Raw genomic sequence first — 22095 nt, 5'->3', positions numbered from 1 at the left:
CGCGGCGGTGGCCAGCCGCTGCCGCGGTGCACGCGCAGCTGTCAATCTTCGCCGGAACCGGTACGGAACGTGGCGCGATAGCTATGGGGGCTGACGCCGACGACGCGGTGAAAAAGCGGCCGCAGGGAGACCGCTTTGGACAACCCGATCTGGTGTGCGATCGCCTCGACGGTCAGGTCCGTGTCTTCGAGCAGGTGCCGTGCGCGCAGAATGCGTTGGTGCAGAATCCATTGCAACGGAGACAGCCCCGTCGCGGCCCTGAAGCGCCGGTCAAATGAGCGGCGACTCAACTGGTATCGCGCCGCCAGTTTCGTGATGTCGATCTGTTGGTCCAGGTTGCGGACGATGTACTCCGTCATCTCGCTGACATCGGTGCCATCATCACCGAACCGAAGTTCCTCGGAAATGAGTTGGGCCGCTGCCCCGGATCGTTGCGGCGGTGCGGCCATGCGGCGCGCAATCGCGGTGGCGGCCTTGACACCCCAGAACCGCGCGACCACGTGAATGCACGCGTCCAGCCCAGCAGCGGTTCCCGCGCTGGTAATCACCTCACCGTCGTCGACGTACAGCACCGCGGGATCGACCTGTATCCGCGGGTGTTTGGCGGCCAGCGCCGGCGCGAAGGACCAATGCGCGGCCACCCGGCGGCCGTCCAAGAGGCCCGTCGCTGCGAGGACGTAGGCGCCCATCGACAGGCCCACGAGCACGGCGCCCTGCGCGTGGGCTGCCGTCACCGCTCGCAGCACTGGCGGCGGTACGGTGTGCTGCGGCCCGCGCCAGCCGGGCACGATGACGATGTCGGCCTCGGGGAGGCGCTCGAGGCGGTGCGGAGCCTCGATGCTGATGCCCCCGGTGGTGATCAGCGGTTGCCGTTCGGCGGCAACGGACAACAGGTTGACCCGCGGGCCACCGCTGCTGCTGCGGTCCACCCCGAAGACGCTGAGAGGGACTGCGGTCTCGAACATCGGCACGCCGTCGAATATCAAGACGGCGACCGTCTTTACCCGCCGCGGCGCCACATGTCCCGCCTACCGTCACGAAGCTCCGCGCGACCGGGCACGCGCGGTGATTCGTGGTGCCAGCCGATAACGGTGGCCCGGCCGGCAGTCGTCAGCACGACGACCGGGCCAGTCGACCCTTCACGATCGTGGTGACGACTCCGGGCGTCAAGACCACGAGCCGATCGTGAATTCCACGCTGCGCGAATGCCTTTGAGACCGCTTCGATCCCCTGCGTGAGGTGCTGCCAACCCTCGACATGCAACGGGATGACGACCGGTGCGCCGAGCATCTCGGCGGCCTGAGCGACCTGATCGGCGCTCAGCGTCAGGTAGGCGTCCATCAGCGGGCTGCGTGCGCGGCCGCCGAACAACACGGCGACGTCGATGGGGCCGGCGTGATCGGCGATGTCCTGGACGACGGCCAGGGACGCGTTGTCACCGCTCACGTACACGGTGGGCAAGTCAGTACCGGAGAGGACGAAGCCGCGGACCTCGCCGGTGAGGTGCTCGGTACCCGCCGGGCCGTGTTGCGCCGGCACACCGGTGACTTTGACCTCGCCGCCGCCCGGGCGCGGCAACACGTGATGACGCCAGACCGGCAGGTCGCGCACCGTCTGGCCCAAGCTTTCCGCCGCGGCCCCCGTGCTGAGCACCAACGGGATCCGTGCGAGCAGCCGCTTGCCCTCCGTGTCCAGGTTGTCGGGATGCTGGTGGTGTGACAGCAGGACGGCGTCAATCGCTCCCAACGCGTCGGGAGCGACGGCGGGACCGTCCGTCTTGACCAGGTTCCGCGTGCCGATGACGTGGTCGCCGGGAGGGTCGAACGTCGGATCGGTCAGCAGTCGCACCCCGCCAAAGTCGAGTACCGCGGTCGGGCCGCCGACGAGTTGCATCGCCAATCCGTCCGACGTCTCGAAGCTTGAAGTTCCTCTTGCAAACGTCATGTCTCGAGTCTGCGGTGCAATGTCATCACCGGTGAGCGCTCTCGTGGCCGGCATCGATCGGATCCGGCCAACGTCTCGTGGTGGTGCGATCCGGCGGCGGCGCTGAGTTCAGCGGGCGCGGTGCGACAGGCCTACCGCCGCGTTGTCGACGCTAGGTGAGGGCATTGGCGACTCACCGGAGCCGACGTCTCGACAACCGGGGCCCGATCGACGATGTCCCACAAGTGCGCGCAGCGCCGTCACGGGAGTCCGCGGCTCAGGCGCCCAAGGAGATTGGTCATGGCCGTGGGTTGCCGCTGTACCGACCATGGATGTCATGACGATCACGTCAGTTCGCGACACCGACGATGCCCACGACGTTCTTGTCGACCGAGCGCGTGGGCTGCAAACTCTGCTGCGAGAGCAGGTTTCGAGCGGCGAGACCTTGCGCCGGTTGCCCGACGCTGTCGCTGAGGCGCTGCTGCGCGAAGGTATGTACCGGTTACTCACGCCGAAGCGTTTCGACGGTCACGCCGTTGACGCGGTCACGGTGCTCCGCGTCAGCGAGACACTCGCCGAAGCGGACGGATCCGCCGCGTGGTCGGTGATCATCAACGCCATCGGAAGCTGGCTCGCGGGCCAGTTCGCCCCGCAGTGCCAACACGAGATCTTCGGTGCCAACCCGGACGCGCGTTTCGCCGGTTCCACGACGCCCGGTTCGGCACGACGGGAACATCGGGGCTTGCGGATCTCGGGACGGTGGCCGTACTGCTCGGGTGCCCAACACGCCGACTGGACGGTGTTCGGTGTCACCGCCGAGACGGGCGGGGCGTCGGAAAGACTGCTGTGCTGCGTGCCCGCGTGCGAGCTGAGGGTCGAAAAGACCTGGCGCACGATCGGTATGCGCGGCACCGGCAGCGATACCTTGGTCGCTCACGACCTGTATGTGCCCGAATACCGGACCCTGGCCTTCGAACGCCTGGGGCATTGCGCACCGTCGTCTCAGCTGGAAACCATGCACCGGATGCCTTTCACGGCTCTTGGCACGCTGACGATGTTGGGGCCGCTGCTTGGGATGGCGAAGGGGGCGTTGGATTTCGTCGCGGCTCGGGCATCGAGCAAGCCGTTGTCGAACACGCTCTATCCTCGGCAAAGCGACTCCGCGGGCCTGCAGATCCAGCTGGCTCAGGCAGCGCTGATGATCCGGACCGCGCGGATGCACGCCTACGAGATGGCCGCGGCGTTGGACACCGCCGCCGCAAGGGACCTCGCCGTCGACTACCCCGGCCGGGCCGAGATCAGGGCGCGCATCGGTTACGCAGCCCAGCAGGTCGTCGACGCTCTGACCATTCTGGTGAGCGTTCACGGCGCCGGCAGCTTCGCGGAATCCACCGTGCTGCAGCAGTATTGGCGTGATGCCAATACGCTGGCCCGCCACGCCGGGTTGCAGCCCACCGTGGGCTACGAGATCTACGGCAAGACACTGGTCGGTGTCGACGAACGGATCAGCCCGACCATCTGAATCGACCGAGCAGCTCTGCTGACCGTCAGATCTGTTGCACCGTCGGTCGGATCACCACTTCGTTCACCGACACGGCCGCGGGCTGTTCGACCGCGTAGGCGATGGCGTTCGCGACGGCGGCCGGCGGGATGGCGTTGGCGTAGATGTCTCGCAGCCGCTCTCGCTCGGTTCCGGTGGTCTTGGTTTCCATTCCGGTGGCCACCGCGCCCGGCATCACCGTGGTCACCCGCACGCCGTGGTGCGCGAGTTCGGCGCGAAGGCCTTCGCTAAACGCCCGCACGGCGAACTTGGACGCCGAATGCACGGCGCCCCCCGCCATCACTTTCAGCCCGTGGATCGAGCCCAGCGTGACGATGTGACCGGACCGTTGAGCCAGCAGCACCGGCAGCGCCGCGGCGATGCTCCACAGCGTGCCCTTGAGATTCAGGTCGATGGAGTGATCCCACTCGTCGGTGTTGAGCTCGGTGAGGGGCCGCATGTACATCACTCCGGCAGCGTTGATCATGACGTCCAGGCGGCCGAATTCTTCGACGACCGTGTCGATCAGCGCGGCCACTTCGGGGCGCTGACGTACGTCGACCTCGTACCCTCGGACCAGGGCGCCGGCGGAAGCCAACGAGGCCACCACCGAGCTGAGCCGCGCACCGTCGATGTCCGCCAAGACGATGCGGGCACCACGCGCTGCCATGACTTCGGCTGTGGCGCAACCGATTCCACCGGCGCCGCCGACGATCAGGACCACCCGGTCAGTCATGCCAGGCCGATCGCCGCGGCGATGGGCGTCTCGCCGGTTGGCGGGTGTCACAACCCTCGGCGGGCGCGCGTGTCCAACGTGCCGTTGATGAAGTCACCCCGCGATCCTGCGCGCTGACGCCCGTGGCGACCAGGATCAGACGAGGCAGATGTCGATCGGATCCGGACACGCGCCGGAACGACCGCCCGGGCGCGGTGGGCCGGAAAGCGCCTACTCCGGGCGCGGTGCGCCGAGGCGGAACACCCGCCAGCCCGCCTGCGTCCACCGGGCGGCGTCCAGGCAGTTGCGCCCGTCGACGACGGTGCGGGCCCGCACCCGGTCCGCCAAGACGTCGGGGTCGAGGTCGACGAATTGCCGCCACTCGGTCAGGACCAGGACCGCGTCCGCGCGGTCGCAGGCCTCCTCGACCGACGCCGCGTAATTCAGGGTCGGGAACACCCGTTGCGCGTTGTCCAGCGCCTTCGGGTCGTAGACGTTGACCGCAGCGCCGTTGAGCTGCAGCTGGCCGGCCACGTTGAGGGCGGGTGAGTCGCGGACGTCGTCGGATTCGGGCTTGAACGCCGCGCCGAGCACGGCGATGTTGGCGCCCAGCAACGAACCGCCGCACGCCGTCGTAGCGAGCTCGACCATCCGGCTGCGCCGGCGCATGTTGATGCTGTCCACCTCGCGCAGGAAGGTCAGCGCCTGGTCGGCCCCGAGCTCGCCGGCGCGCGCCATGAACGCGCGAATGTCCTTCGGCAGGCAGCCGCCGCCGAATCCTAAACCGGCGTTGAGGAATTGGCGTCCGATGCGCGGGTCATAGCCGAGCGCATCGGCCAGCAGGCCGACGTCGGCGCCGGCGGCTTCGCACACCTCGGAGATGGCGTTGATGAACGAGATTTTAGTCGCCAGAAATGCGTTGGCGGAGACCTTGACCAGCTCGGCGGTCTGCAGGTCGGTCACCAGGAAAGGCACCCCGTCGGCGAGCAGCTGCGCGTAGAGCTCCCGCACCGCGGCCTCGGCCCGCAGCGAAGCCTGTTGCACGCCAAGCACAATGCGGTCGGGATGCAGCGTGTCGTGCACGGCGTAGCCCTCGCGCAGAAACTCCGGGTTCCAGGCGATCTCGACATCGACCCCGCGCGGGGCCAGTGCGGCCGCCCGGTGCTGCAGCTCGGCCGCCGTGCCCACCGGCACGGTCGACTTGCCTACCAGCACCGCCGGCCTGCTCAGCCGCGGCACCAGCGCGTCGACCACGGCGTACACGTGGCTCAGGTCGGCGCCGTACTCACCCTTCTTCTGCGGCGTCCCGACACCCAGGAAGTGCACGTCGGCGAAGTCGGCCGCCACCTCGTAGTCGGTGGTGAAACGCAACCGACCCGCCGCGAGGTTCTCGGTCAGCAGCTTGCGCAGCCCGGGCTCGTAAAAGGGGATGTCACCCCCGGCGAGCTTGGCGACCTTGCCGGGATCGATGTCGACCCCGATGACCTCGTGACCCAGCTCCGCCATCCCGACGGCGTGCGTGGCGCCCAGATAACCGGTGCCAAAGACGGTGCAACGCATAGCACCAATTTAGGTCTCCGGCGTGAGCTGACCGCTTCGCGCGGTTGAGCGGGAGGCGAACTACAGATGACAGATGGCTCGCGGCAGGCTAACGCCGCCCGAACCCGCCGTGACCGCCGCCGAAGCCGCCGTGACCCCCGCCACCCGGGAAGCCGGGGAAACCGCCGCCGCCATGCGGCTCCGGTCCAAAGCCACCACCGCCGGGCGGCCCGTATCCGCCGCCGCCATGCGGCCCGGGGCCGTATCCACCGCCGGGCGGACCGAAGCCGGGGCCACCGATGCCCGGGATTCCGCCGATGCCGGGGATCGGCAGCGGAATCGGCACGGGCACGGGCGCCACCGGGGGCGGTGCGGGCGCCGGCGCCACCGGCGCGGGGACCGGCGCCGCCGGAACGGGGATTGGCGCGGGAGCCGGCGCCTCGGGCACCGGAACGGGTGCCGGCGCTTCCGGTGCGGGAGCGGGCGCGGGAGCCGGAGCCTCGGGCGCCGGAGCCGGGGCCGCCTCGGGAGCGGGCGCGGGAGCCGCCGGTGCGGGCGCCGGGGCTTCCGGGGCGGGCGCGGGGGCCGCCGGTGCGGGCCGGGTGGGCGCGACGACGACGTTCTGGTTGGGGCTTGGCCGCACGTTGGCCGTCGGCCGGATGGCGATGGCCAACGACACCACCAGGGCGACCACGCCGATGACGAAGATGCCCGCAACCACGCTGCCCACCAGCCGGAACGAGTTGCGTTCCGGGTAGTCCGTGCCGACCAGCTCGGTCGCCGCGGTGGGTGAGGCAGCGAACAGGTCGTCGTCCACGTCGTCCGGGACGGCGCTGTAGGCCAGGGCTTCCTCGCCGGCGTCGCCCGGCGTGTCGAAATAGCCGGGCGCCACGGCGAACGGATTGATGGCGCCGGTACCCGGGTCTTGCGCGTAGGCCAGCGCGGCGGTGGACGAGGAGAACAGCGGGGCGTTCGCCGACGCCAGCGCCGCTCCCCGGGCCAGGGCCGTTTCGGGTTCCTCGGGCGCCATCAGCGGCAGCGAGGTGGCGGCCTCCAGCGCCGGCTTGATCAGCGGCAGGTCGATGCCCGACCCGACCACGAACACGCCGTCGGGGCGGGTCTCCAGGTTCTCCGCGCCGGACACCATGCTGGCGAGCTGGGCCACCGCCGCCTCGTCGTCGGCGGGCAGCGGCTCGCGGCGCACCTCGGCGATGGAGCCGTCCGCGCTGTCGACGACCGCCAGGGTCGCCGTCTCGGGCTCGATGTAGAGCAGCGCCGTCTGCGCGTAGTTCGTCTGATTGCCGACGGCCTGGGCCAACGCCGCCGCGGCCAGGAAGGCCGAGACCAGCATCACATTCTCGACCTTGTGCGCGGCCAGGGCATCGCGCAGTGCGGCGGCCTCGACGGGGTCGGTGAAAGTCACACCCGTGGACGCCAGCTGGTAGCCGCCCTCGGCGGCTCCCTGGCGGGTGCCCAGGATGGCCGACACGACCTGGTCAGCCGCGCTTATCGTTGCCGCGTCGTCATCGGACGCGACGTGGAAGTTGTCTTCGTCAACGGTGGCGCCATCGCCATTTTCGCCTTCGACCAGCACCATACGGACTGCCGTCGGCGCCATTGACACGCCGAGAACGGTGTCCATAGCTCCTCCATGGTCGTTTGCCAGCAGTGACTATGGGGGCGTCGCCGCTGCATTGAGCGACAGCGTGCCGCGACGCTGAATCCCCACCCGTATTCCCCTAGTTGCCCAAGTTTACGCGCCCCGGGCGCAGCGGGCGGGCGCCGTTACGGGCCCGACGGTGACTGCCCCAGGTGCCGGTGCAGCCAGTCGTCGAACCGTTGGTGCTCCCCCTCGTGTGGCGTCGGCTGCGGGGACGCCGGGGGTGCTTGCGGTGGCGGCGCGGCCGCCGACGGGGACGCGGGCGGGGCAGGGTTCTGCGGCGGCGGCGCCGGCGCGACGACCGTTCTGCCGGTGTCGGGGCGTGGGTCGGAGTGCGGGTGCACGCCGACCGTCAAGGCCAGCGCCAGCGCCACCACGCCGACGACGAAGACGAGCGTCACCGCCGCGACGGCCAGCACCGTTCGGCGGCCGCGCGGCCCGCGGGCATCGGCAGCCTGCGGCGCGTCCGCTTCGACGTTGGAGCCCGTCGGTGCGTCCGCGTCGGCGGTGCTGTAGGCGCGCTGCGGCGCGGCGGTGGGGTCGAACCGGGCGGACGGCATGGCGAGTGTGCGGGGCGCGCCCAGCCGGGCGTTCGCCGCGGCCAGCGACGCGCCACGCGCCAGTGCCATGTCCGGCTCTTCGGGCGTCATCACCGACAGTGACGTCGCCGCGTCCAGCGTCGGCTTGATCGTCGGGATGTCCACGTCGCAACCGACCAGCAAGACACCGTCCGGTCGGACGTCCAGCGATTCGGCGCCCGAGACCACCGTCGCCAGCCGGGCCAGGGCGGCGTCGTCTCCGTCGGGCAGCGGGTAGCGGCGGGCGCCGGTGACCGAACCGTTGCGGGTGTCGACGAGGGCCAGCGTCGCGGTGCCCGGCTCGACGAGCAGCAGCGCGGTCCGCGCCCAGTTGGTGGCGCTGCCGACCGCCTGGGCCAGCGCGGCGGCGGCCGTGACGGCCGAGACCAGCACGACGTTGCCCACGCTTCGGGCCGACAGCGCGTCTCGTAGGGCTGCCGCGCGGGCCGGGTCGGTGCAAGTCACGCCGCTCGAGGCGAGGCGATATCCCCCCTGGGCCGCGCTGTCCCGCGTCCCCTCGATAGCCGCGACGACCTGTTCCGCCGCGGCGCGGGCCGAGGAGTCGCCGCCGACCTCGAAGGCGCGGTGATCGACGCTCACCCCGCCGGCGCCGACACCCTCGACGAGCACCAGGCGAACGCTCTCGGGCGCTACCGACACGCCAAGTACGACTTCCACCGCATTTCCCCTAAGTCAATCTCGCTGAAGTGACTATCGGTGGCCGAAGCCGTGGCCGCCGCCGAAACCACCGAACCCGTGGCCGCCACCGAATGGGCCATGGCCTCCCCCGAAGCCGCCGAACGGGCCGTGGCCGCCGCCGAACGGGCCGTGACCCCCGCCGAAGGGCCGCCCGAACGGGCCCCGCCCGCCGAGGGGGCCGTGGCCGCCCCCGAACCCGCCGAACGGACCGCGCCCACCGAGCGGGCCGTGACCGCCCCCGAAGCCGGGCACCGGGGGCCGCACGAGCGGCACGTGTGGTGCCGGTACGAACACCGGCGGGGGCACCAGGGGCACCGGGACGGGAACCGGCGGCGCCGCGGGCACCGGGGCGACGACAGGCGGGTTCAACGGGTGCGGCGCGGCCAGCGGCCTCGGCGCCGACAGCTGCGGCCGTGCCGGCGCGGGCGGCGCCGGTTCGGGCACGGCCGGCGCGACGATGTTCTCGTTTGGGCTGGGACGCAGCGCGACCGTGGGCCGGATGCTGATCGCCAGCGCGATCTCCAGCGCCACCACGGCGGCGATGAAGACGACGGCCAGCGTGCTGCTCACCAACAGGATGGATCTGCGGCGCTGCGCGTCCGGGTCCAGCCCGATGACGGTCTGGGCGTCGGCGTCCTCATCCGGGACGGCGCTGTAGGCGACGTTCGGCCGCGCGTTACCCGTGTCAACGGGAGTGGCTGCGAAGGCCCACGGGGCGAACTCGCCCGTTCCCGGGTCTTGCGCGTAGGCCAGCGCGGCTGTGGACGACGCGAACAGCGGCGCGTGCGCGGACGCCAACGCCGCGCCCCGAGCCAGCGCCATCTCGGGCTCGTCGGGCACCCACAGCTGCAACGAGGTGGCGGACTCCACCACCGGTTTGATGAGCGGGATGTCGACGCCCGAGCCGACGAGGACCATGCCCTGCGGGCCCGCGTCAAGCGATTCCGCGCCCGAGGCCAGATCGGCGAGGTCGGCGACGGCCTGGCCTTCGTCGTCGGCGAGGGGTTTGCGGAGTACCTGCGACACCGAGCCGTCGGCGCTGTCGACGATGGCCAACGTGGCGGTGTACGGCTCGACGAACAGCAGCGCGGTGCGGGCTTGGTCGACGGCGTCGCCGATGGCCTGGGCGAGTGCGGCCGCGGCCATGAAGGCCGAGACCAGCATGACGTTCTCGATCTTGTGGGCGACCAGGGCGTCGCGCAGAATTGCCGCCTCGACGTGGTCGGTCCAGGTCACGCCCGTGGACAGCAGCTGGTAGCCGCCCTCGGCGGCGCCTTCTCGGGTGCCCATGATGGCCGAGACGACGTTGGCGGGCGCGCCGGCGCGAGTGGCGTCCCCGTCGACGTCGAAGTTGTCCTGGTCGACGGTGACGCCATCCGCGTTTTCACCCTCGACCAGGACCATCCGCACCTTCGTCGGCGCCATCGAGACGCCAAGCACGATGCCCCCCATTGCTGCACTCACCCCCCGGTATTTGCTGCAATCACCCGACGGTGACCCGGGCACTCCCCTCCCGGCGGTCACCACCGACTTCCACTGAAGCCGCGCACGGCCAACAGGCGCGCACCGCTGGGCTGAGTAACTCCCGCCTCCGCGTACCTCGGCACACCCGGGCCGCCAATCTACTCGCGCGCCCTGAGTGCTTGCTGAGCGCTGGATGGCGGTCAGCTAGCGGTGTCCGCCACCGCCACCGCCGCCGTGACCGCCACCGAACCCGCCGCCACCGCCACCGCCGAAGCCGCCGTGACCGCCACCAAAGCCTCCGCCACCACCGCCGAAGCCGCCGTGACCGCCACCGAAGCCGCCGGGGCCACCCCCGCCGGGCGCGGGCGCATGGCCACCTCCGAAACCGCCGGGACCTCCGCCACCGGGCGCCGGCGCGTGCCCGCCGCCGAAACCGCCGGGACCACCCCCGCCGGGCGCGGGCGCATGGCCACCAGGGCCACCATCACCGGGCGGCGAGCCGTGGCCACCGGGACCACCGCTGCCGGGCGTCGGCGTGTGACCACCGCCGGGACCGCCGTTGCCGGGAACCGAACCGTGACCACCCGGGCCACCCTCACCGGGAACCGAACCATGACCACCCGGTCCACCGTCGCCGGGAACCGAACCATGACCACCCGGTCCGCCCTCACCGGGAACCGAACCATGACCACCCGGTCCACCCTCACCGGGAACCGAACCGTGACCACCCGGGCCGCCTTCCCCGGGAGGCGGGTTGTGCCCCTCGCCGGGACCGCCAGGGCCGTTGGGCCTGGGCGGCCACTGCTGACCCGAGCCGCCGAGCTGAGGCGGCTCAGGCTGCGGGAAGTGGTTGGGCGGTTGCGGCAGCACCGGTTGCGGCGCCTGAATGGCCGGCGGGTTGAGGAACGGGACGCGCACCTGCGGCGCAGGAATAGCGGGCATCAGCGGCGGGATCACCACCGGCACCGGAACCGGAATGGGAGCCGCCGGGGCGGGGATCGCGGCCGGAGCGGGAATGGCCGCGGCCGGCAACGGCGCGGGCAGCGGCGCGGCGGCCGCCGGACCCAACAGCCGGGGCGCCCCCATCGGGACGGGCGCGCCGATATTCGGCCTCGGCGCGGAAGCCTGCACGGGTGCTGCGGGCGCCGGCGCCTGCTCGGTGGGCACGATGAGGTGCTGATTCGGAGTCGGCTGCAACGCGACGGTTCCGGTCGTGCGGATGCCGATGGCCAGCGCGATCTCGAGGGCCAACACGGCGCTGATGCCGACCACCGCCAACCCACTGCCGACCAGCAGTACCGGCCTGCGCCGCGGTTGGCTCTCCTCGGGCGCGAACAGCTTCTCGATGACGACGGTCGGCGAGTCGGCGTCCTCGTCCGGGACGGCGCTGTAGGCGAGCTCGTCGTCCCCCGGCGCTTGGCCGACCGGCAGATAGAGGTACTCAGGCAGCGAATACTGGTCCACCGCTCCGGTCCCGGGATCTTGGGCATAGGCCAGGGCGGCAGTGGAAGAGGCGAACAGCGGCGCGTTCGCCGAGGCGAGCGCGGCGCCGCGGGCCAAAGCGGTCTCCGGTTCTCCGGGAACGCTGACCTGCAGGAAGGTGGTCGATTCCAGCGCCGGCTTGAGCGGCGCGATGTCGACTCCGGAGCCGACCAGGACCACGCCGTCGGGGATCCACTCCAGCCTCTCCAGCCCGGCCACCATCCCACCGAGCTGGGTGGCCGCCTCGTCGTAGGAGTCGGCGTAGATCTGCTGCCGGTAGACGTCGGGGATCGAGCCGTCCGACGTCTCCACCACGGCCAGCGTCGCGGTGTCGGGTTCGACGAACAGCACCGCGGTGCGCTCGTAACCCATTGCGCCACCGACGTTTTGAGCCAAAGCCGCGGCGGCAAGGAACGCCGAGACCAGCATTACGTTCTCGATGCGGTGCGCGGCCAGCGCGTCGCGCAGCACCGCAGCTTCCAGCGGGTCGGTCCACGTCACGCCGATCGACGACAGCTCAAGGCCGGCGTCGGTCGCGCCTTCGCGCGTGCCGAGGATGGCCGAGATCACCCGGTCGGGCGCACTGATGGTGGGCGCATCGTCGGCGGCGGTGACGTCGATGACGTCCTCGTCGACCGTGGCGCCGTCGGCGTTTTCGCCTTCCAGGACCACCATTTGGACCGATGCCGGTGCCATCGACACCCCGAGCACGATTTCCAAAACAAACCCCTCCAAAGGTCTTGCGCGATGAACCGTAGCCAGGCGGAGGTTATGAACCACGGCTAACTAAGTATCGCGCAGGAGGGCCTCGCGGGGGCGCCTCAGAAGCTATGTAGACGTTATGAAGTTCTGATAAGAGCGCGATGGCGTGGGCCCGCGCTGGCCCTGGTACTTCGAGCCCACCTGCGAGCTGCCGTAGGGATGCTCGGCGGGGCTGGTCAGCCGCAAAATGCAGAGCTGACCGATCTTCATGCCCGGCCACAGGGTGATCGGCAGGTTCGCGACGTTGGACAGCTCGAGGGTGATGTGCCCGCTGAATCCGGGGTCGATGAACCCCGCGGTGGAGTGCGTCAGCAGTCCCAGTCGGCCCAGCGACGACTTGCCTTCCAGCCGGCCGGCGAGATCGTCGGGCAAGGTGATCAGCTCCAGCGTCGAGCCGAGCACGAACTCGCCGGGGTGCAGCACGAACGGCTCCCCCTCGGCGGACTCGACCAGCGTGGTCAGCTCGTCCTGCTGCTTGGCCGGGTCGATGTGGGTGTATCGGGTGTTGTTGAACACCCGGAACAGGGAGTCGAGGCGGACGTCGATGCTCGACGGCTGCACTAGCTTGTCCTCGAACGGCTCGATGCCCAACCGGCCGGCGGTCATTTCGGCCCTGAGGTCGCGATCGGAGAGCAGCACCCGAAGAGCCTATCTGCTAGCCGGACGCCGGATGCTAGCCTTCCTGAGCAACAGCGCCGATGTAGTTCAATGGCAGAACATCAGCTTCCCAAGCTGAATACGCGGGTTCGATTCCCGTCATCGGCTCCACATAAGCGCAGTTCAACGTCATAAAATGCCCAGTCTGGCTACCCGTGATGGCCGTTCTTGACCGTTGTTTGACCGTGGCCCAGCGATGCCCATTGCTGAAATCGTTTGCTAGCCGGTCAGCCCGGGTCCGTAGCCTTGACGTACAGAAATTTCTGAATTGGGGCGGCGGTCCGCTACGTAGACCCACTTCCGCTTCGTCAGCGTGAGCGACGAGCGCCGATGGAGGATTGATGAGCATCGTTGAAGGTCTGGCGCTCCCGGGCGTCCTGGTGCTTATCAAAAAGATGAGCGAGCCAGCCACACAAGAGCTTGTCGTCCGCCGGGCTCGGGAAAACCCAGACTGCCCTCCCTTGAACATGCGCCATCGGCGTCGTCTCAGGCAGCTAATTAGGACCGATCGCGCCGTCGCCGCAATGTTTGAGCAAGACGATGTTGGCGCAGCATCGTTGTCGTTTGAGATCGCCCGCGACGTCTTCAAAGAAGAAGAGTCGGTGAGATCCCGAGTGCTGGCGCAGATACTCATAGCCGAGATACCGAACTGCTTGCCCACCGACCAAAAAACCGGCCTCTTGGCCTACAGACTTCGCGCGATTAGCGAAGCAGTCGGCGACGTTGGTAACGACCTGCGGGGCGTTGGCGAAGACGTACGCGAGGTCAGCGAAAGCCTAAGCGATCTACGGCAGTTTCTTGAGAGCCGCGTGAGCACGATCCAGGTGGACCCAGTCGTGTTGATCGCCGGTCCATTGAAGGCGTTAGGACTTGAGGAAGAGTACGCCGCCATTCAATCGTTGGAGGTGAGCGCCCCTGCAGAGGCGGCTGCAAGGCTCTCAATTCTCATTTCGCGAATAGGAACGAATGGCTACACAGAGGAATTATTGCCATTCATGAAGCAGCGTGCGGAACTGCTGACGCGTGCTGGTGATGTGAGCGCGGCCGATGCCTGGATGCCGCTAGTCACAGATTATTTATCCGCTGGGCGAGGGATAGGCTTACACGAACCAGTTCAGGCATGGAACAGCATTGCTAGGAACGACAACGCACCGGCGTGGCTTGCTGCACGAATCGATGTCGTACAGGCATTAGAGCGTTGGCAGTACGGCGATGTGGACGCCCAAAAGCTGCTTGGACTAGCAATCGCCGCATCCGAAGCAGGCGACCCCAGTGGGACAGTATGGGCTGTGTATGCAGCGGAGTCGTGTTTAGCCGACGGTCGTGAAACGACGATCGCAGCTGCACGGGACCAGCTATTGCAATATGCCAACACATCTCATGACATCGGGTTGAGCACACGACTTTTGTTGGCTGTTGCGGACGCAACTCAAGATGAGGCCCTCTGGCGACAGATGCTCGCCGAAGCAGAGCCTGCTGGCGTCCGGTATGCGGCTGACTTATCGGCGTTGATTCACGCACGGCACGCCCGACAATTGTACTGGACCAATCAGCTTGGTCTGGCGCTAGCCGAGTTTCGGCTAGCCATCGACCGCGGCACCGACGCGCAGATTTGGGAGGATGCGGCAGACTGGGCGGAGTCTGCTGCGCACGTCATGCAGCTGCGCGACTCGGTACTTTTGAACGAACTCGCGGCTCTTCAACAGCAGGAGAAAGCTTTTCGGGCAGCCGATGGGCGGAGCTTACTAATTCAGGCGGAGAACCTGCAGTTAACTGCTCTGACCAGCCTTGTGGAAGCGGAGGGCGGAGGCGGCTCGATACGGCGTGCATGGAGTGCCCTAGGACGGTTTCGACGACGGAGCATCGTGCTAGGAGCAGTACGCAAAGAGCTCGAGTCGCACGTCTTGACTGGGCGGTTACACGCACAACTCGATCAGCCCGAGATGGCGATAGGCCACTTCATCAGGGGCGGCGATCTAAAGCGGGCCGCTGAAGTTGCGGAGAAACTCACGAGGTTTCACGACTGCCGCGAAGACGTAAGCGAACAACAGCCGAATCGACAGCGGGCAGTTGCCCTACGCGTCGTCGCCGAAGAAGCGGATCTGATTCCTGATGACGAGGTTTCCGACTGAAGTCAGAGGGCCCTAACCGAGGCCAAGAAGGGCGAATTTACCCTTCTTGGCCCTGACACATACGTCAACTCTTACAAGCTGTTGCAAGAGCTGGCACCAAGATTTCCGACCGCGCTCGTTAACGAACTGCTAGAAGAGATTGACCAGATTCTCCCCCGTCCCGAGCACACCGGCAGACCAGTCGACGACCAAGTTGCTCGCATCCTGGTCGAGCTCGGGGCGTCAAATCGAGAGTATGTCCCACAGGTGGCAGAGCGGATCGCCGTTGCGTTCGAGAAGGTCGATGACGTAGCGAGCATAATCGTCGACTACGCCAATTCTCTATCGACAGCCCTCCAGGTGATTGAAGCACGCTTGGTGGCACTTCTTGAGGCAACCGAGGACATCCCTAAGAACCGTATCCGAAGGATGAATGCGACGATGGCACTGGTTGCGATAGGCAACCGGTCACCTTCGCTTCTTGCATCGGCCGACGCGATTGTCGAACGTGAATTACGTAGTCCGGTGGCATATACCCGCAATTCGGTCGGGAGACTCGCATGGGTCGAGGAACCTGCGATCATTTCGAAGTGTCTACCGCCGCAACGCCGCGAAGAACTCGCGATGCACTATCTACATCGCGCCCTCGATGAGCAGGACATAGAAGCTAACAGGGCGAGCTATGCCGTCGCGTTCGTTCACCTCGCGCCGGACCTTTCACAAAACGTATGCAACCGAGTATTCGATGGGCTACTGCCTCTGGCGCAAGGGCCAATGGCCGCGACGAACGCGTTCGACATCATGGAGGCGAGGTTTCGAAACCCGCGCTCATGGTTCAGGGTCACTGGGCCCACCGACAGACTCCGACGGTCGACGCTGAAGGCTCTCGCCGTGCTGGCTACCGATGCCCAACGCCAACACCAGGTTTGGCGGGCGGCGCAGAGGCTCATCGTTTCAGGACGTCGAAGTGACTCTGTGGCTGCCGCTGACACCGCCTTCCGTCTGAGTAAGGCTGGCTTCGCGCCAAACTTGCCATGGCAATCTATGGTCTACAGCGCCGATGTCGAAATGCGACAACTTGCTGCCGCCTTACTGCCTTTCTTGCCGTCTCTTGATTTTGATGCGATCGGCAGTCTGGCGTCCGATTCCGTCACAAACGTTCGGACGGATTTGGCGATCGCGCTTAGGAAGCTAATGAACCGCAGCGACTTGTCATCTCAGGACCGCGAGGAACTAAGCGACGTAGTCCAGACCTTGCGGGATGATTCGAGTTATAGGGTCCGCTCGGAATTGCCGGAAGCAGCTAGCCGAAGCGACTGAGGCCCGTACTTCGTTCGACCGAGCGGCGGATGCGTCTACACGCTTCCCGGATCCCTTGTCATCCCTCAAATTTTCGAGAGGCGAGGCTGCGTTCCCTATCGATCAGTGTCCTTCTACAAAACGACACCCACTCATGCTCTTATTTGGGTCTGCTGCACGAATAGGTGACACCGAGCTCGCTTGCCCGGACTGGGTGGGCTGAGAGGATGTCAACATGGCACGGCCCTATCCCCAGGAGTTCCGCGACGACGTTGTCCGGGTCGCCCGCAGCCGCGATGCCGGGGTGACTCTCGAGCAGATCGCCGCCGATTTCGGGGTGCATCCGATCACGCTGTCGAAATGGATGCGCCAGGCCGATGTCGATGACGGCGCTAAGCCGGGCACGACGACGAATGAGTCGACGGAGTTGCGGGAGGCCCGTCGACGGATCAAGCTGCTCGAGCAGGAGAACGAGGTGCTGCGCCGCGCGGCGGCGTATTTGTCGCAGTCCAATCTGCCGGGAAAAGGATTTACCCGCTCGTGAAAGAGCTCGCCGCCAAGGGGATTCCCGTCGCGGTGACGTGCCGGGTCCTCAAGCTCGCCCGCCAGCCCTACTACCGCTGGTTGGCCGATCCGGTAACCGACGCCGAATACGTTGCCGCGCAACGTGCCAACGCGTTGTTCGACGCCCACCGCGACGACCCGGAGTTTGGCTACCGGTTCCTTGTCGAAGAGGCCCGCGACGCCGGCCACCCGATGGCTGAACGCACCGCCTGGCGGATGTGCGCCGACAACGGCTGGTGGAGTGCGTTTGGAAAGAAGCGCGGCAAGAACGGCCGGCCCGGCCCGCCCGTTCACGACGATCTGGCAGGCCGCGTCTTCACTGCCGATGCTCCAAACCAGTTGTGGCTCAGCGATATTACCGAGCATCGCACCGGCGAAGGCAAACTCTACCTCTGTGCGATCAAAGACGTGTTCTCCAACCGGATCGTGGGCTACTCGATCGACTCTCGGATGAAGTCACGACTGGCCACTCAGGCCCTAAACAGTGCGGTGGCACGCCGCGGTGAGGTCGCCGGCTGCATCCTTCACACCGATAGGGGCAGTCAATTTCGAAGTCGACGATTCGTCCACGCACTGAGCCGCTGCGACATGGTCGGATCGATGGGCCGCGTCGGAGCGGCCGGCGACAACGCCGCTATGGAGAGCTTCTTCAGTCTGCTGCAAAAGAATGTCCTCAATCGCCGACGATGGGACACCCGCGAGCAACTCCGCATCGCGATCGTCTCCTGGATCGAACGCACCTACCATCGACGCCGCCGCCAAATCGCTCTCGGACGGTTGACCCCGATCGAATAAGAAGCAATCATGACCACACCGGCCAGCCAGGCCGCGTGAAGAAACTGTCACCTACTCGTGCAGCAGACCCCCCGCCTTATGGGGGCTGCTACCGAGCTGGATCGCAGGAATTCTCCCACCATCGTCCGACGCTACTTCTTGGATGGTGTTGATACCCCGCTCAAGTTGTGCACGGGTTGCGCCCGCGGTGCAGGTGATATGCCAGAAGTTCGGCATGCCGTCGACGGTCTGAGGCACAGGGTCCTCGGGGAGTCCATAACGAAGAACGTCACCTATTCGCATGACTCGATTATGGGTGCACGGCTGGCTCCGATCAGAGGCCCGAGCGGTCTCGCCTCAGGGCTATCGGCAGCGACTGGTCAGAATTAAATCTCCACGGCCGCGTCATCCTTCTTCGACTGCACCCGGACGGTCCACTGGATGAGGTCACGCTTGTGCGGTGTAGCTGACTTCGGAGCGGCAAGCGACAGTAGCGGCACGACGTTCTTCGTCGACAACGCATCCGAGCCGTCGCCCCGGTCGTCGGCCAAGTAGATCAGAACGACACCACGTCCTTCAGCCCCTGGCAGTCCTGCGACCGAAACCCCTTTCGCTATAGGCAAAGCCGCGTCGCTGTGCTTACGGTCGGAGCCAACGAAGTCGATTCGCTCTTGGCGCCGGTTTCGCTTGATCACAGGGGCGTCGTCCAGACCATCAAGATCTATCTGTCCGACGGTCTTTGCAGGTTGCGGCCAGACGATGGCCCACTCTTTGATTCGCCCGTCTGTTGTCGCGTTTTCAAGGAACTTCGAGAATGGTGCGATAACTTGTTTGTACTGTTCGTGCCACGAAAGTTCTTTGAACAAATCTAGGAACCGCGTGGCGTCGATTGTGCCCAACTTGACTGGTACCACGCCCGTTTCGCCGTTTGCCAGCGTGTAGTCAAGGTTGACGCGGTTCACCGCTGCCTTAAGAAAAGGGACACCCACTCGAAGAAGATTCTCCTCGTTGTCAACCGCCCCACGCGGAGGGAGGCCGTAACGGTCCTGGAATCCGCCGGCGGTCGCCTTGGAATCGATGATGGCATTCCACATCTTGTTCCTTGCTGTGGGCTTGAGCCATGGGAGATGTTGACTGACCAGGGGCGGGATCTGCCGCGGCTCGACTAGCGGCATGCCGTCGTCGTCGAGGCCTTCATACTGGCGGAGCTCATCTCGGAAGGCTTCCTCGTCCATCAATAACGCTTCGAATGCATCATAGAGATCTACCTGCTCGTCACGTCGGATGTAGAGGCGGACCAGATCCTGGTAGCCGAGCCGGAAACCGAACCATCGACCAGCCTGCATGAGTGTATCGGCTTGCCCCGCCTTTCGACGGAAATAAGACACTGTGAGTCCCTGGACCGTGAAGCCACGACTAAGTTGCGCTCCCCCGACGAGGATTCTCCAGACCTTCTCGGCTTCGAAGTCGAGCTTCTTCTGCTGCTCTTGAATCGCCCTGTCGGAGTTGACAATTAGGATCGGGTCATTGTCCTTAGTCATCTCAGAGATGGCGGATGCGATATGCGGCTTGAGTTCCTCGAACGAGTCGGGCGTTGGCAGGCCATTGGCGCGGGCGTGCATGACGGGAAGATAGTCACTCTGGTACAGATGGAGAAGTCTCTTGAGCCCCTCCGCCGATGTGAATTTCGATGCCTTCCAGAGTGTTCGGATGTCGTCTGCCGTCGCCAAATGCTCTGCGCGCCTTACAGACTCGTGTACCAGCATGGTGTGATGACGGAACGGTACGGAGGACACGCTCTCCCGGAACTTCTTGATCGCGCCGCTCAGTACCCAGGCGTCAAGAGCTTCCTGTAGTTCTGCGTTGCGCCTAACCGGGTTGTTTTCGGCGTCACCCGATAGTGGACGTATGTAGGCCAACTCATTGCAGTTCGCAATAGTTTTCTGTTCGTCATCCCATCGCTTACCAACGTCGTGGAATTCCTGCACCCCCATGTAGCCGGGCGGACGGTGTAGTGACAGGACGAAATCGGAGGGGAAGAGGTCACGCTCGTCATCAGGATCGACGAACACGTTGGCGAACGGTGTGGCCGTGTAGCCGACATACTGCGCCCGAGGACAAAGCTGGAGTAGGTCGGTGATCAGCTTGTTGATCGTCGTTCGGTGGCGATCAGCTGCGCTCTGCTTGTTCCACTTGGCCGGATTTGTAGTATCAACCGAAGCCTGGTCAGACTCGTCGTCAATGACGAGCACCGGAAGCTGCGCAAGATCGCCCTGGATTGGCTTTAGATCGGCGGTCAACTTTCTCATTGGAGCGGGGTTCTTTTTGATGACTGCAACGTAGGCGTCCGAACGGAATAGGTTCACTGGGTCGTTAAGCGGCTTAGCCTTCTCGTACTTATGGAACTTGAGCTTCGTTAATCCTTGCGGCAGCCTTTTGTAGTCACTGCGGTGTGTCGTGACGCGATCGATATGAACGACATTGTCCTGGTCCAGCGCTGGTCCGTGCTGAAGGAAATGTCCGTCGATCCAGTCGGTGTCTTGCTGGTAATCGAGCTCCTTGACAACCTGTGGGTCTTTCGGATCCTGGCCCTTCAGTATGTTTTCGACGCCCATCAACTCCATGTCCATGCGTCGTTGGGTCTGGGCGCGCAGTATTTCAATGGTTCCCGTGAGAACGATTATGAGCCGATAGCCAGCGTCGATGGCCTTGGCCACCACGCCCGTGAAGTTGGCTGTCTTTCCGCTTTGGACATAGCCCACCACGAGGCCTTTGGTCTGCTTGATGGTGGTCCGTGTCGGGTCGCTGAGGCGCTCAACCACGTCGGTGGTCGTCTCGTCGAGTGAGGCGATGGCCTCGGCAGACCAGTGCTTGGTGTCGCGGAGGTAAGTCTCGTAGTCGTCCCAATAGACGCTCGTCCGGAGCTTACGGGCCTCGGCATACCACGGCTCGAATTTCTTCGAGATTTCGATAACAGGCTTCTCGTAGACCGGGGCACGTTTCGCAACAGCGCCGGTAATGGCGTCGTCCAAATCAAGTGCGGCATATATAGCGTGCCTGCGAGCCTCCGAATGAGGTGGCGTCAGCAACCCGTCGGCGTCCAAGAAGTGGGCGTCCTTGTCGGCGTCCCATCCCGCCAGGGCGAGTCGCAGTTGTATGAGGGCCGTGTCGTTCTCATCGACGTTGAGTAGATAGTCCGCTAGCTCGGAGGATGTGACAACCGCCCCGGCGAAGTAACCAAGGCCTTGGAGCAGAGGCTTCGGCCGACCACCGGCCATCCCAGAAAGCAAATTCTTCAAGGAGTCGGCCCACTCGGGGCGTTGGTAAACCACGTCGTCAGGTTTCCTTATCTTCAACAAACCCGCTGAGGGCACCGGGAACGGAGTCGTAATCCAGATCAGTGACATCAACTGTGTAGGTAACGTCCGACACAAGCGCGAAGTTTGGGATGGCAGGCGCGATGCGTTCGGGCGTCATAGCGGGAAAGTCACCGTCGATGCTGTAGGCACGAGGCCGAGTCCGTAGAGCCCAGTGGGTGGGGTAAAGGTCGGCATCTTCAGCCCTCCAGCCGAGAGCCTCCAACCGGTGATCAAGTGGCACGACGTGCCCACCCGCCATATTGCGTACATGCGCAACGAGCGACGGAAGCGTCCGAGCAGCCTCGCCAGCTGCTCGGGTGATCTGAATTGAGATCAATCTGAGCGGTGTTCCCCGGACGGGAACGAGCTGCGACAAGCCGGCAATTATATGGCGGCGCCGCTCAGAAACCGTGGTCTTGACCTCCACATTTACTTCGTCGAAGACGAAGTCGTGCTCCTCCGAAAGCGGCCCTTGCCAGGCTGATACTGCCGGACCCGCGCCGCCACTGCCGCAGATGAGGAACTCAAGGAATAGGAGTTCGCCAAAAAGTCCAACCTGCTCGTGAGCAGTGAGGCCCGTACGCGCGGCGAGGACGTCCTTATACCGAGAAACACTCGCCGAGACCGCCACTGCGAGTGGCGCTTTCGCGATTTGCAGACCGTCGGCAATCGTTGCAAGGAGTCCATACGCTCCGTGAACGTTTCCCGCGACACGAACGGTGATTTCCGCCAAGTCTTCGTCACCGGCAGTGACAGCTTCGAAGCTGATGTTCTTCAACATTGTGAGATCGGGCTCCGGAGTTTGGTACCCGGTGCTCAGAGTGATACAACGAGAGACGGGATCGATTCGTAACTCACATGCTGGGCTTCCTTGCACAGGCAAGACGAGTGGTGCGCCAGCATTCCATAATGTGTCGAGGTTGGAGTAGGTGAGATGACGGGCGTCGTCGAGCTCGTCGCCCATCGCAG

General features: G+C 65.7%; 15 protein-coding genes and 1 tRNA gene. 5 read left to right on the top strand and 11 right to left on the bottom strand.

From position 1 onward, the window contains the following. Positions 1-41: 41 nt before the first annotated feature. Both A5700_RS07635 and A5700_RS07630 read right to left on the bottom strand, forming a co-directional pair. Positions 42-1019, bottom strand: coding sequence for a GlxA family transcriptional regulator (locus A5700_RS07635; RefSeq protein WP_068071275.1), 978 nt, complete (start codon positions 1017-1019; stop codon positions 42-44). 91 nt (positions 1020-1110) lie between these two features. Next, the gene (locus A5700_RS07630; RefSeq protein ID WP_082960538.1) at positions 1111-1944 is read right to left on the bottom strand and encodes an MBL fold metallo-hydrolase; all 834 of its coding nucleotides are present in this window, start codon (positions 1942-1944) and stop codon (positions 1111-1113) included. A gap of 316 nt (positions 1945-2260) precedes the next feature. Here A5700_RS07630 and A5700_RS07625 point away from each other — a divergent pair, with 316 nt between their 5' ends. After that, positions 2261-3445, top strand: a complete 1185-nt coding sequence (locus A5700_RS07625; RefSeq protein ID WP_068071294.1) for an acyl-CoA dehydrogenase family protein — start codon at positions 2261-2263, stop codon at positions 3443-3445. A gap of 25 nt (positions 3446-3470) precedes the next feature. Here the strand turns inward: A5700_RS07625 and A5700_RS07620 are convergent, their stop codons facing one another. The 7 genes from A5700_RS07620 to dcd all read right to left on the bottom strand — a co-directional run bounded on the left by A5700_RS07620 (position 3471) and on the right by dcd (position 13001). Next, positions 3471-4199 (bottom strand): SDR family oxidoreductase, encoded by a 729-nt coding sequence (locus A5700_RS07620; RefSeq protein ID WP_068071279.1) that lies wholly within the window; start codon positions 4197-4199, stop codon positions 3471-3473. 210 nt (positions 4200-4409) lie between these two features. Beyond that, positions 4410-5738, bottom strand: a complete 1329-nt coding sequence (locus tag A5700_RS07615) for a UDP-glucose/GDP-mannose dehydrogenase family protein (protein WP_068071281.1) — start codon at positions 5736-5738, stop codon at positions 4410-4412. A gap of 88 nt (positions 5739-5826) precedes the next feature. Further along, complete coding sequence (locus A5700_RS07610) at positions 5827-7359, bottom strand: hypothetical protein (protein WP_197502865.1); 1533 nt, start codon at positions 7357-7359, stop codon at positions 5827-5829. Between the two features lie 143 nt (positions 7360-7502). Then, a complete protein-coding gene (locus tag A5700_RS07605) occupies positions 7503-8633 on the bottom strand; it encodes a hypothetical protein (protein ID WP_068071283.1) in 1131 nt (376 codons plus the stop codon). Positions 8634-8666: 33 nt separating this feature from the next. After that, positions 8667-10106, bottom strand: a complete 1440-nt coding sequence (locus tag A5700_RS07600; RefSeq protein WP_068204604.1) for a hypothetical protein — start codon at positions 10104-10106, stop codon at positions 8667-8669. Positions 10107-10322: 216 nt separating this feature from the next. Further along, positions 10323-12320 (bottom strand): hypothetical protein, encoded by a 1998-nt coding sequence (locus tag A5700_RS26560; protein ID WP_068072226.1) that lies wholly within the window; start codon positions 12318-12320, stop codon positions 10323-10325. A gap of 108 nt (positions 12321-12428) precedes the next feature. Further along, positions 12429-13001 (bottom strand): dCTP deaminase, encoded by a 573-nt coding sequence (dcd, locus tag A5700_RS07590; protein ID WP_068072225.1) that lies wholly within the window; start codon positions 12999-13001, stop codon positions 12429-12431. A gap of 55 nt (positions 13002-13056) precedes the next feature. Between dcd and A5700_RS07585 the strand changes: the two genes are divergently transcribed. The 4 genes from A5700_RS07585 to A5700_RS07575 all read left to right on the top strand — a co-directional run bounded on the left by A5700_RS07585 (position 13057) and on the right by A5700_RS07575 (position 17788). Continuing rightward, positions 13057-13130 (top strand) — tRNA-Gly (locus A5700_RS07585). Between the two features lie 230 nt (positions 13131-13360). Beyond that, positions 13361-15151 carry a hypothetical protein gene (locus A5700_RS26000; protein WP_156671125.1) on the top strand — a complete coding sequence of 597 codons (1791 nt, stop codon included), beginning with the start codon at positions 13361-13363 and terminating at the stop codon, positions 15149-15151. A gap of 246 nt (positions 15152-15397) precedes the next feature. Continuing rightward, positions 15398-16450 carry a hypothetical protein gene (locus A5700_RS25995; RefSeq protein WP_156671124.1) on the top strand — a complete coding sequence of 351 codons (1053 nt, stop codon included), beginning with the start codon at positions 15398-15400 and terminating at the stop codon, positions 16448-16450. 214 nt (positions 16451-16664) lie between these two features. Continuing rightward, positions 16665-17788 (top strand): IS3 family transposase gene (locus A5700_RS07575; protein ID WP_156671123.1). Its coding sequence is split into 2 segments (ribosomal slippage): positions 16665-16949 and positions 16952-17788, totalling 1122 coding nucleotides; the frame shifts between segments, so codons are not numbered across the junction. 365 nt (positions 17789-18153) lie between these two features. Here the strand turns inward: A5700_RS07575 and A5700_RS07570 are convergent. Next, positions 18154-21174: a Z1 domain-containing protein gene (locus tag A5700_RS07570; protein WP_231973863.1), complete on the bottom strand. Its 3021-nt coding sequence runs from the start codon at positions 21172-21174 to the stop codon at positions 18154-18156. After that, complete coding sequence (locus A5700_RS25210; protein WP_082960588.1) at positions 21104-22090, bottom strand: PD-(D/E)XK motif protein; 987 nt, start codon at positions 22088-22090, stop codon at positions 21104-21106. Before A5700_RS25210 ends, A5700_RS07570 begins: the two co-directional genes overlap by 71 nt. Positions 22091-22095 lie beyond the last annotated feature (5 nt).

Origin of the sequence: Mycobacterium sp. E1214 (assembly GCF_001666755.1) — a bacterium.
Lineage (GTDB): Bacteria > Actinomycetota > Actinomycetes > Mycobacteriales > Mycobacteriaceae > Mycobacterium.
Note: the sequence above shows the minus strand (reverse complement) of the source record. Positions and strands in the feature narration are given on the sequence as shown.